Source organism: Burkholderia sp. AU19243 (assembly GCF_018148075.1).
GTDB lineage: Bacteria > Pseudomonadota > Gammaproteobacteria > Burkholderiales > Burkholderiaceae > Burkholderia > Burkholderia latens_A.
Genome location: NZ_JAGSTV010000033.1, coordinates 1 through 11,427, shown reverse-complemented (window position 1 = coordinate 11,427; position 11,427 = coordinate 1). Strand labels below are relative to the sequence as shown.

Here is an 11,427-nt window from a genome sequence, read left to right as displayed (position 1 = left end):
TCGAGCATTACAACGAGAAGCATCCCCATAGCGCGCTGAAATACCGCTCGCCTCGCGAGTTCCGGCGCTCGATGGATTCAGCAACCTTAGTGTGAGGCTGTGTCCGGTATTACAGGGTCAACTCCAGTGTTGATCTCGACAGCCTTCGTCGCACCATTGACCATACACCCGTGCATGTGGGTGTAATTTGTCGCTCCTTCAATGTCGAAACCAACATTGTTGCTGTTGGCCGTATCTGAGCGACAGCCGAAAAGCCCTACGTTCGAAACGCCGTTTAAATAGTAATTTCCGGCAATATAGCCGTAGGCCATACAGTTGATCAATTCTGACCAGTCATCAACCGTATTAAGACTAAATGCCGTTCCCGAACGCATCAGGTTGGGGTTTGAGACTCCAGGAACTTGCGCCGTCAGGAATGGCCAGCACTCGACCATATCGAGGGTGCAGATATCATATGCACCTCCCAACAAAACCCCGTTGGTGCCATCGACTTTCACGTTCTGCATAATGACGCGACCTTGCCCTGCAGTCGCATCGTTCAGCTGGGCGTTGATGGGCAGATTGAATCCCAGGACCATCACGTCGCGCAACATCGCGTCACCGTTAGGCATCACGATGCCCGTGCCGGTCATCTGCGAAAGCAGCGTCGCGCATTGCGCATCCGTCGTCGGTGCGGCGAGGAGGCCGCCTTGCATGACAACAAGACGCTGCAGCGTGCTGCCACGCCCCAGCGTAATCGTCGCACCGCTTTGCAGGATGAACGTCCCGCCTTGGCTGTAGTAGCTCTGGCCGGGAATGACCTGTTGCGGGTTGCAGTTCTGCCCGACGAACGAGATGCCTTGCGGCAGGACGATGCTTTGCGAGATGACCGGGCGCAGGATGTCGAAGTCGACCATCCCGGTGATGCCTTGCTGACCGAGCTCGGTCAGCATGTTGACGATCGCGTTCGTGTCGTCATGCGAACCATTGCCGACGACGCCGAAATAGCGCGCGACCTTGTTCGCGGCCATGACGGAGCTCAGCTGCGTTCCGATAGCGATCGAGGCATCCGTGACCGATTGCGCGGCCGGCGTGCCTATCGAGCGCGACGGCCAGCCAGCGACGACGACCTGTTGCGTGCCGGCAGGAACGTTCGGGTTGAAGCCGAGCGTCTGACCGACCAGAGTGCAGTCGGTCTGTACGGTCGAATCGAACAGGATCAGGCAGTTGTTGATCGATCCATACGTTCCCTGAAGCGTAATGCTTGATGAAAAGCCAGGTGCGAACTGCGTCGAGTTCGCAGCGCCCATCGATTCGCTGGCGACGGTCTGCGCGCCGCCACTGAGCGTGTACGTGCCCGTGCCGCCCGTTCCGGTACCAAGAGCCGAAATCGTGGTGCCGTTCGCGACACCTGTGCCAAAGACGGTTTGGCCGACGGCAAGCGTGCCGCTGGCGACTGCCGAAACGGTCAACGTATTGCCGGAGATGGAACCAGTGAAGACCGGGCCGGCGGTGAAAGTCTCGCGCGTCGCATTCCCGGACATTGCCGCGGCGATTTGCGCCGCTGTGGCCCCGACTTCAATTCCGTTCTGCGACGCATAGAAGACATCGGTTGCGGTGATCTGAGCCGCGCTAGGGAAATCCTTCAAGCGTCTGGTGCTCACGAGGCCATACCTCCGCATTGGGTGCGGATGTCGGCAACTCGAAACCGCCAATGCCCCTCACCTCTCACCGGCGCAGGGAAACGGCTCTCGTGAACCCACCGTCGAATGGTCGCCGAGTTGACATCACAGAGTGCCGCCACTTTACTCGTCTTCAACAGCGCGTCGTCGGGTAATGCCTGGATATCAGGCACATCCGGCGGCGCGGCTTGCGTTTGCAGAATCAATTCCAGCTCCGCACGATCGCAGGCGCGGGCTGAGCGGTTGTGGCGTCTGCTATCGTTTCGTTGCGTTTCTCAGCCTAAATGTGACCATGTCTGTCCTTCGTTTGAAATTGAATGGTGATCGGATTTCAATCGGTTCACGGATCGATTCGCATCGGGCTGACGCGGGGCCTTCCCGCTTGGCGGATAAGTTGGCGGGTAAGGCACGGGCAATCTGCTACTTCGCGCGTCGGACTGAGATGCCGGGCGGAGTGATGATCCGCCAAACAGCCGCCGGCCCGCGAGTTGCATGATTCATCAGCGCACAAATATGGAGAAATCCAATGTCGAGCCGGACCAATGACGGGTGGCTTCCTCTCGACGAAGCCGCGGCGCTGATTAAGCGCAACGTGTCGAGAATCAAGAGCCAAATGCGAAACGGAAGCATCCAGCGTGATCGCCATTTCCGCTGTGTTGGAGACGGCGAGTTCGAGCTTCATGTCCTCGAGTACCTACGCTGGCTTGCCGACAACAAAGAGCGGCGCAAGCAGCCACTGGCGGAGCGGGTGATGCGCGACGTCCGGAACAGAGAGTCGCACGCGCCAAGTACGCTGAGAGAGCGAGAAGTCCATCGCACCGCTGCGCCCCTAATCCCTGATTCGAAACCGCAGCCGAAACTGATCCCATTGCAGGTGTGGGCGATGGAAACGTTCGGCGCCCATGCGCCGCATCGTCATACGCTGCGCAACTGGGTCACCAACGGGAAGATCCGCCCCGTTCCAGTCAAGGTCGGGCGATCATATTTCATCAGACCGGACGCGCGGTACGTCGACCCAGTGGCAGAGGAAATTCAGCGAATGATCGACGGGCGCTGACCCCTATTTAGAGCGGGCGCGCGCTCGCCTCGTCGGTATCTGGTCTCGAAACGCATCGAGGTTTGGGGTCGACTCCAAGCTACCGTCTACCACATCCACTCTCATTCCCAGCCGTCGATCGCGGTATGCTCGCAAGACCTTTGGCAGACCGCTTCGATCGACGACAAAGGGCCAGGCGTTCTTCGTCAACCATGACGACATGACACTGCGCTGATTGGGCCTGCACCCGACAAGATCGGCCAATTCCTCTGCAGTAAGGTAGTCGCTCATATGAACGGATGGATCTACAACATGGACACGAAGAGTGATTTGTTTCTCACGGCCGACGAAGTCGGCGAACTCACCGGCATCCGTAACGGGCGGCGCGGGCAATCGCGAGATGAATTGCAGGTCGCTTGGCTGCGCACCTCCGGGATTCGGTTTTGGGTAAATGCGCGCGGCCGCCCGATTATCGCTCGAGCGAGTATTACTGGATGCTCGACATCCCCGCGGCCGAAAACCAAATATCTGCCTGCTGCGCTCCGGCACTCGACGTCCAACGAAAGCTCGGATCGGTGACCGGCTCGGCCATCGTCAAAGAAGCCGTCACATCCATCGATCCTCAAATGAACACCGTCTTCATACTCATGGCGCAGTACGGCGCCCGCGCAGTCGTCCCAATCGAGGAAGTCTGCAGGGATTACTTCGCTCCGCTCACTCTGCCGAAACTGCTGCAGAAAATCGCAGCGGGCGAGATCGCACTTCCGGTGGTGCGGATGAGTCAGTCACAGAAGGCCGCTAAGGGCGTCCACATCATGGACCTAGCAGCCTACATCGACAAGCAGCGCGCCGCCGCGGTCAAGGAGTACGAGAGGTCTCATGGAGCGAAGTGGATTTCCGAGTAGCCAACTCGCCGCGATGAAATCACTGATCGAGCTTCCGGTCAGTCACCTCTGCGTATACATGCGTATACCCAAGTGCTGCGAACAAGTGGTACCTATGAAACCCCGCGAGCAATTCGTAGCGTGATTCTCGCGATTGTCGGTACAGCGCCAATGGCGGCAACGGAATACCACCTCTCACCGCGTCTAGTATGCTCGTGCTTCGAATCACACCTGGCCTGTCAGGATCGGGTTTGTTGAAGTTTGGAGTACCTGCGCTCCTCTTCGGCGCATCTATCAAGCCGATGGCAACCAGGATACCGCCACTACTAGCTGGGGCTGGAGCTTTCGGAACAAAGTTCGACATCCCAGCATTGTCGATCAGGCCGCGCGCCTCATTCAGAACGTTCGGATCGATAGCCGTTCGATTGGCTCCAAATATCGGAGCAATGTGTGCTGCATCTCGTCCGTTTCCGACCTTAGGCATTACAGATCCTCAGGAGTTGTTGCGGGTTCTGCCAGCATATCCTCAGCCGGATACAACTGGAGCATCGCGCGCGCCGCCTCGACGTTCGACGTCGTCAGCCACTCTTCCCAATCCTCCGGTCGCAGGATCACGACCGAACGCTTTTCGTCGCCGGGCCGGTGCATGTGCTTCATGATCGGGTGCTCGTCGGCGTTCACGGTGATCATCGCCATCGCGTGTCGCTCGACGCCGTCCGGGTACTGCAGCGTGCGCCATATGCCAGCTACGCACAGCGGCCGCCAGCCGGCCAGTCCGATACGGTACCGCACGTGCTTGCCCGTCTCCCAGTTGGGCTCGTAGATCCACTTTGCAGGAATCAGGCAGCGGCGCCCAGCGCGCCAGGCTGGCGCGTACAGCGGCGATTTCCCAAGGTTGTCGTCGCGCACGTTCATCGTGCTGCGCATAATGGGCGGCTTTTTGCCTTGCTCCTTGGCCTTCTCGACGTTGGCCTTCTGCAGCGCGCGCGGCCAGAACCCGAATCCGGCGATCAACGGCTTGAATGCCCCGTCGATGCTTGCGACGATCGGCGCGTCGTAGTCCTGGTATATCTCGGGCTTCCACGGCGTCCAGCGATACAGGTCGACGAAGCTGTCGATGCGCAACTCACTCAGTCCCGGGTCTTCGCCCGGTGCCACGTAATTCGTGCACATCGCCGTCCCCTGCTTTCGTTCTTGACCAGCCCATCATACCTCGCGATACACTGTGTTTTTATACAGTGTTTCTGCCGTGATCAAGCCGCAATGGGCCTACATCTGGGAGTACGGGTTTCAGGGTGACAAGAACCGCCTGAGGACCCCTATCGAGCTCACCAAACGTGAATTTGAGCACTGGATCAATGAGGACCCGCGGGCGACGTTCCTTGGCGCCTGCACGCCGATCGAGGCAACCAGAATCGATCGTAACCGCGTTCCCCTCACGGATCCCCGGTTTAAGCTTCGGCCGACGGTACCGGAATTTGACGCGCCGACGGATGATGAGCTGCGCGCGCTATGGCGGCAGTACACCGACCTTCAGGTGCGATGGCTCATCCTGGAGATCCGAGCGCTCAGGCAGTCGCTCGAGCGCATCGAGGAATGGTACGACTACACGAACAAGAACGTAGCGAATAAGGGAGATCTCGCCGGCGCACAGGGACAGCTGCACCGCTTGATGCATTTGCTGCGCGAGGAGATGAGGCGTGCGGGAATGAGGTAGTGCCCGACTGAAAGTCTGTGCTCCAAGAACTGGCGCCACCGCGGGTATTGCTCGAAGAAGCGCTCGTCGACGAACGCCGAGTACATAATTGGCGATGATTCATTCGTCGTCTGCATCTGATGGGCGACTGCCAGTTTGGGATCGATGCCGCTGGTGGTCGACCAGGCAGACACGTAGTCGTTGAATTCGAAGACGTCTTCTGGCGGGATACGCAGTGTGATGGCGGGCATGTAGCGCTCCGAGTCACGCAACGACGTCATCATCGCGCAGCCCGTTGGATGTGAAAAGCCCCGCTCGGGGCGGGGCATAGCTCAACTCTTGGGCTGGATGGGCTTCTTCTTCCACCGCTCCGCCAAGTGTTCAAGCTCCTGGAAGAATGTGTCGCGCCCCTCGATTCTGCGGACTTCGTGGATGAAGCCGCGCGCTGAGTCCCAGACCTTCAGAACGTTAGAACATTGCATCCGTTTGTAAATCTTCTCATCGAAGGCACGTTGACGGATACCGAGCGCGATGAACTCGTGGTTGTTCAAGACTTTTAGGATTGCACTCTTTTCCGGGCTCGGCTCAGCGGCCCGAACGAAGTTGCTAAACTGGGCGTTCTCGCGGTGCAGCTTGAAGACAAGCGATGTAGCCGCGAGCAACTCGGCGTCTGTCTTCTGCTGAATCATCAGGTCAATTAGCGCCCTAGTCCGACCCTGTTTACCGTTGTAATAAATGACAGCAACGCCAGCAAGCGCAGAAATTAAAAAGGCTCCTGTCTGGATCCAGAAGCCCCAAGTTTCCCCAAGCCAGCCGACCGTCTTCGCGATCTGCTGACACTCCATTTCAGCCGTCCCAGCCTTCCATCATGCGAGTCAACACGTTGAATCCCCTTGGTATTTTGGTGGTGGAATGAAGCGACATGCAGGGAATGCTTGGCGCTCTCGCCAAGGGCACGGCCTTGGCTGAGTGAATTGTACAAGAAATTTTCCACAGGTGATGTGGATAACCCTGTGGAGAGAGATGTGGGAAACCCTTCCTGTCAATCCTCTAGCAATTCTGAGAGCATGGCTACGATGAGGCGAATCGCCCTCCCACAACGATCCCACGCTCGCTGCCAGCAAGGTCGCAGACCTTCCCCCATCAAGACTACGCAGCGACTCAAGCAGACACGCGACGGAACCCCGCCTTCTGCAGATAGTCGCCCCACCACTGCATCATCTTCCGCCGACCGGACTCTGCCGGACGTTGGGCCGTCACGCAGGCTTCGGCGGCTCAATCAAAGTTGCCAGCCGCCGGATCTCGAGCGCCATCCCCAGAAACCGCGGAGTCCAGCCGGGGATCGGTGTCGTTCCCTTGAGCCAGCGGCTCGGCGTGTTCTTATCGACGCCAGCCATGCGGCAGAAGTCGGACTGCTTCCAGCCTAACTGGTCAAGGGCGGTCTGAAACTCGTCAGGAGTCATGTGTCTTGCGCGCGCGAGGATGTTCGTGGCGCTAGCATAGCACGCATCCCTTAAAGAGGATAAACAAGCCAATTCTCTCCGCAATTTTACATAACGTCGAATTATCAAATGTCGAGGAGTGGACAACTTTTCTCCGCATTCCGGGAGACGCAAGCCCGATGCGGCGCACGGGCCGGCCCGGCTTTTGCATATTTTTTAGGCAACAGCGGCACCGGAAGTTGTCCACATTCTGGCCCCGACATCGGCCACTACCACCTTGGAGGGTGCCGGCCATTCAGGACCGCCCGATCGGTTAAAGTTGCGACCGGGCGTGCCGATAAATCTGAGAACTGGCACCGTTACCAGAAAATTCACTTCCGGGGAAATCGTGGCGAGATACGTAGAAAAAAACCTCATGCCTGAGGAGCAGATCGTCTACCAAGGGCAGCTCAGCCTCTGGCACCTTGCTCCGAAGATCGTCGCGGGCCTGCTGCTGCTTCCGTTGTTCGGCATCGGCCTACTCCTGTGGCTCGACGTCTTCATCCAATACAAGTCCACCGAGCTCGCCATCACCAACAAAAGGATCGTCGCGAAATTTGGGTTCATTCGGCGAAGCACCGTCGAAATCGGAATCCGCAAGATCGAAAGCATCCAGATCCATCAAGGCATCCTGGGGCGCCTCTTCGGCTTCGGGTCTATCGTGATGGCCGGCGCCGGCAATCCTCAGGCACCGATCCCGGGCATCTCCGACCCGATGGAATTTCGCAAACGCTTCCTGCAACAGCAAGAAGCCACTACTTAAGCCAGACCGCACAATCGGCTTTCCCGGTGACCACCGGCGAAGCCGACGCTGGATGTCTTCGCCATGTGCGGCCTCGTTCATGGGGTTGTTTCTCTAGGCGGCCGTCGAATGACGTCGACCTGAGCATTTCTGAGCGTGGGCTACGCGTGCTGGGATCAGTTGCCCCCTCTCCCCGTAGTCCTTCTGCGCCATTTCCTGGGTGATCTCGGTGCGTTCCTGCAGCGCTTGTTGGCGCTCCGCAAGGTAAGCCGCGACCTCAGGTTTTCTCAGGTTCTCGTATCCGCTCGGCACTGTGTCCGTCCCGGATGCCGCGTGCATTGGGCTCGCCTTAATTCCCATCGACCTTTGCATTAATACGTAGTCGGATCTGTAGTTTTCTGTAGCAGCTGGTGACCGATTTTAGGCCGGCGTGGCGTTGAGACCGACCCGCGGGAATTAGCGCTCTCCCTTCACGACGAAAGCTATTGGTCAGTCATTTTGACTACGATGAATGCTCCGTCAGCCACGAGGAGTTGCCATGACTCAGCAGATCCAAGACATCTGGAAGCGCTTCGACAACCTTATCGCCAACTCGAATGGCGAAAGCAAGCTGCTCATTGAGGCAATCAAGCTGCACGCCGAACTGTGCAATCTCCGGTTGGGGGCCCTTCCGCACGAAGTCGCGGCCATAGTTCAGAGGGGCGCGCAGACGAAATGAAGCTAGCCCAGGACTAGGTTCCGCAAATCCGCGATCCAATAACAGGAGACCACGATGAATTGGTTCATTACACGCGTCGAGCTTCACGATGCTACGGAGGCCGACTACCAGCGGCTCCATGAGGAAATGGAGGCCAGGAGATTCTTCCGCTCGATTCAAGACCAGTCTGGAACACGGCATCAATTGCCGACAGCTATGTACTTCTCACAGTCGATCGAGCTCGACGCCGGCGGGGTAAGAGGCCTCGCCGTAGCCGCTGCGAATGCGACTGGGCGCCGGTCATGGGTAATCACATGCCTGACGACCCAGTGGGCCGCCCAGGGTTTGCCGGCAGTCTGAGCGGCGCGAGGCTAGGCGCGCCGCAACCGTTCCCTGCATTCCCGGAGGAAGTCAGCTACGCGGCGGCGCTCCTCGAGAAACTCGACCGAGCGCTGACCGTGCACCCAGGCATTCTGCGCTGCAACCGCCTTTCCTTCATCAGTTTTCGGCCCGGTCGATCGCTCCCACGGCCTCCACCGTCGTATCGCCTCCCGTTGCCGTGCGCGCCGCTCGGATGTCCAGCCGTTCGCCATGATGGTGCTCCAATAGTTCGTTCGATTGAGATGCTCCGCTTTCTTGCGTGCGCGCACGCGAGTCCGCCACGGTGCCTGGCGCAGCTCCGTTGTTCACCTGTTGATGGCCGTGCGCGATGTTCGCCTGCTTCACGAAAGCGACCGCACGCGGGTTCTTGATCTCAGCCAGAGCCTCCAATGTCGCCCGACATTGAGCCTGGGCCTTCATGGCGTGACGGAGATGCACATCCGCCTGGCTAAGGTACTCGGCATTGAAAGCCTTGCGCGCGAGGTGGTTGAACATCATGTCCAGCGTGTTCGCCTGCGTCATCAACATCGTTTCGATCGATGTCGTGTCGCCAGCAACTACCGCATCGGCCTGCTTCCGCAGTTCGGCCGCGTAGGCTGTCAGATCGAGGTCCGCGCCAAACATCGGCCCGGCGTAGTTCCGCCCGGTCTCTGCCCCACGGATGATAGGGCTGCCAGCGATGGTTGCACGCCGTTGCTTAGGGCTCATCCCTCGATCACAGTCGACGCGCAAGATATTCTGCTTGCCGCGCGGCGCCTTCTTCTCCTGCACGGCCTTAGTCATACCGTTTCCGTTTGGGGCGGGATATCCACCACAGCGCCACCGATATGAATCGAGCGCCCGATCAGATGCGGAGAATTCAGCGGTGTCAGCAAAATGCCCGCGGCCAGTGCCGTCTTCTTGATCTCCTCGGAGAGCGCCGGCAGGCAAGCACACGCAGCGGCATAACGACGAACAGCGGCCAGATATAAATCGGTCGCAGACCGCTGCAGTTGCTCGTGCATTGCTCGCTCCAAGTCGGGAATCGTCTTGTGTTTCGTCTCCGTCGCGTCGAGATGCGTGATTGCATCCCGTTCTTCCAGTAGCGCAGCCTGGAGTGCCGTCGGATCGGCTCCATCGAGGTTTGCGCGCAGCGCGTCAGCGGCAGCTTTCGCCGCGGCGCAGCGTACCTTGGCACCGTCTAGATCGCAATGCAGCTGTTGAATTGCGGCCTCGATCGATGCCATCGAATCGTTGCTGGCTTGTGACTCGGCTTTCGTGTGGTGTTGCGTAAGGGCATTCAGCATGAGTGCTCCGCTGGTTTTGCAGTGAACTGAATCCGAGCCGGCAACGCGCCGGCCCGCAGAGAAAATATCGGATCGGCAACGCGTAGTCGCGCTAGCCAACCGACGAAGAACCGCGACCACCTTGGTCTTGCACAAGGTCGAGCGCATTATTGGAACCCCTTGCGGCTCGGCTTCTCCGGCTCATTTTGAGTCGGCCAGACGCCGGCATGGTTCTCGAACCGAGTGAACTCGCCGCGGTACGTGAGCGGGACATCGCCCGTGCGCCCGTGACGGAACTTGGCAAGTCGCAGTTGTGCGAAGCCGTGCCATTGAGCGCCGCAGTTCGGGTTCGCAATTTCCTCGCGATGGATGAACAGCACGGCATCCGCGTCCTGCTCGATCGATCCCGAGTCGCGCAGATCGGAAAGCTGAGGGGTGCGATTCGCGCGCTGCTCGACCTGGCGGTTGAGCTGGGCAAGTGCGATCACTGCTACGTTCAACTCCTTGGCGAGCGCTTTCAGGCCACGCGAGATGCCTTCGATCTCGGCGTTGCGATTCACGCCTTCGCCCTGCATGAGTTGGAGGTAGTCGACGATCAGGACATCGAGACCGGATTTGCGCTTGACCATTCGTGCTTTGGAGCGCACGTCTAGCAGGCGCAAGGACGGCTGGTCGTCGACGTACAGCTTCAGGTCGCGGATCTTCGTAGCAGCAACCGTCACGCGATCCCAGAAGGCGTTGTCGTCCGGCGCCTCCATGACCTGCGACAGAGGGACGCTGCCGAGCGACGCGATGTTCCGGTCGTGCAGTTCCGATTCCGGCATTTCCATCGACAGGTACAGCACCCCGTGATCGCGGGCGATATTCGTGCCGATGTTCATCGACAGCGCCGTTTTACCCATCCCGGGGCGCCCGGCCAAAATCACCGTCCAACCGGGGCGAAGGCCACCGTTGAGCGCCTTGTCGAGATCGTCATACCCCGTCGAGATCCGCCGCTCAACGCCGCTCGACCGCCGCTCGAGCACATTGATGTGCGCGCATAGCCCCTCAGCCGCCAGCTTCGGTTCGCTCTTCACGGACGCTTCGCCGAGCGCCTCGATCCGCGTCGCGGCACGATCTATGAGGGTTGCCGCATCGTCGGCCGTCACGCCGACCGATTCCTGGATGTCAGCAGCAGCAGCAAGCAGTCCGCGTTTCTGGGCCCGATCTCGCACGATGCCGGCGTTACGCGCGATGGAGACCGCGCTCGGCGCGTTCTGCGTGAGTGCGTTGAGGTACGGCATTCCACCGACGTCGTCCGCTTTCCCCTTACCGCGCAGACGCTCAAACAAGCTGACGATGTCCGCCCCTTGGCCGTTGGCGATCATGTCGACAATCTCGACAAAGATCGCGCGGTGGTCGCCGCGATAGAAGTGTTCCGTCCGCAGGTCACCGATCCGGTCGATCGAATCGTTGTCTGTTGATTTCCACCGAATCTTGACCCACCGTTTTCATCTAAATCTGACCCACCCCGAGACAGCGTAGTACATCTATTCCGGTGTGGATAACTCCTCACTGCCTGCTGCTTTTGCTGCTCTCTTTCTG

At 59.2% G+C, this 11,427-nt stretch carries 13 protein-coding genes; 6 read left to right on the top strand and 7 right to left on the bottom strand.

Features of this window, described 5'->3' with window-relative positions:
* Window positions 1-86: 86 nt before the first annotated feature.
* Entirely contained in the window at window positions 87-1,643 is a 1,557-nt protein-coding gene (locus tag KDW55_RS29060; protein ID WP_212198151.1) for a hypothetical protein, read from the bottom strand.
* 544 nt (window positions 1,644-2,187) lie between these two features.
* Here KDW55_RS29060 and KDW55_RS29570 point away from each other — a divergent pair.
* The 3 genes from KDW55_RS29570 to KDW55_RS29035 all read left to right on the top strand — a co-directional run bounded on the left by KDW55_RS29570 (window position 2,188) and on the right by KDW55_RS29035 (window position 3,602).
* Complete coding sequence (locus KDW55_RS29570; protein WP_249173872.1) at window positions 2,188-2,718, top strand: excisionase; 531 nt, start codon at window positions 2,188-2,190, stop codon at window positions 2,716-2,718.
* A 270-nt stretch (window positions 2,719-2,988) separates the two neighbouring features.
* Window positions 2,989-3,276, top strand: coding sequence for a DUF4224 domain-containing protein (locus KDW55_RS29040; protein ID WP_349252614.1), 288 nt, complete (start codon window positions 2,989-2,991; stop codon window positions 3,274-3,276).
* Between the two features lie 47 nt (window positions 3,277-3,323).
* On the top strand, window positions 3,324-3,602 hold the full coding sequence (locus tag KDW55_RS29035; protein ID WP_212160284.1) for a pyocin activator PrtN family protein: 279 nt from the start codon (window positions 3,324-3,326) through the stop codon (window positions 3,600-3,602).
* Window positions 3,603-4,064: 462 nt separating this feature from the next.
* Here KDW55_RS29035 and KDW55_RS29030 read toward each other — a convergent pair whose 3' ends face one another.
* The gene (locus KDW55_RS29030) at window positions 4,065-4,754 is read right to left on the bottom strand and encodes an SOS response-associated peptidase family protein (RefSeq protein WP_212160285.1); all 690 of its coding nucleotides are present in this window, start codon (window positions 4,752-4,754) and stop codon (window positions 4,065-4,067) included.
* A gap of 52 nt (window positions 4,755-4,806) precedes the next feature.
* Between KDW55_RS29030 and KDW55_RS29025 the strand changes: the two genes are divergently transcribed.
* Complete coding sequence (locus tag KDW55_RS29025) at window positions 4,807-5,298, top strand: hypothetical protein (protein WP_212160287.1); 492 nt, start codon at window positions 4,807-4,809, stop codon at window positions 5,296-5,298.
* 311 nt (window positions 5,299-5,609) lie between these two features.
* On the opposite strand, the gene KDW55_RS29020 is transcribed toward KDW55_RS29025, so the two are convergent.
* A complete protein-coding gene (locus KDW55_RS29020; RefSeq protein ID WP_212160288.1) occupies window positions 5,610-6,122 on the bottom strand; it encodes a DUF4760 domain-containing protein in 513 nt (170 codons plus the stop codon).
* 411 nt (window positions 6,123-6,533) lie between these two features.
* Window positions 6,534-6,740, bottom strand: coding sequence for a hypothetical protein (locus KDW55_RS29015; RefSeq protein ID WP_212160290.1), 207 nt, complete (start codon window positions 6,738-6,740; stop codon window positions 6,534-6,536).
* Window positions 6,741-7,134: 394 nt separating this feature from the next.
* Here KDW55_RS29015 and KDW55_RS29010 point away from each other — a divergent pair, with 394 nt between their 5' ends.
* Together KDW55_RS29010 and KDW55_RS29005 are read left to right on the top strand one after the other, a co-directional pair.
* Window positions 7,135-7,521, top strand: coding sequence for a PH domain-containing protein (locus KDW55_RS29010; RefSeq protein ID WP_249173873.1), 387 nt, complete (start codon window positions 7,135-7,137; stop codon window positions 7,519-7,521).
* Window positions 7,522-8,038: 517 nt separating this feature from the next.
* Window positions 8,039-8,218, top strand: a complete 180-nt coding sequence (locus KDW55_RS29005) for a hypothetical protein (protein WP_212160292.1) — start codon at window positions 8,039-8,041, stop codon at window positions 8,216-8,218.
* 477 nt (window positions 8,219-8,695) lie between these two features.
* Here the strand turns inward: KDW55_RS29005 and KDW55_RS28995 are convergent, their stop codons facing one another.
* The 3 genes from KDW55_RS28995 to KDW55_RS28985 form a co-directional block, all read right to left on the bottom strand.
* A complete protein-coding gene (locus KDW55_RS28995; protein ID WP_212160317.1) occupies window positions 8,696-9,286 on the bottom strand; it encodes a hypothetical protein in 591 nt (196 codons plus the stop codon).
* A 71-nt stretch (window positions 9,287-9,357) separates the two neighbouring features.
* Window positions 9,358-9,864 (bottom strand): hypothetical protein, encoded by a 507-nt coding sequence (locus tag KDW55_RS28990; RefSeq protein ID WP_212160298.1) that lies wholly within the window; start codon window positions 9,862-9,864, stop codon window positions 9,358-9,360.
* 146 nt (window positions 9,865-10,010) lie between these two features.
* On the bottom strand, window positions 10,011-11,288 hold the full coding sequence (locus tag KDW55_RS28985) for a replicative DNA helicase (protein ID WP_349252615.1): 1,278 nt from the start codon (window positions 11,286-11,288) through the stop codon (window positions 10,011-10,013).
* Window positions 11,289-11,427: the final 139 nt, after the last annotated feature.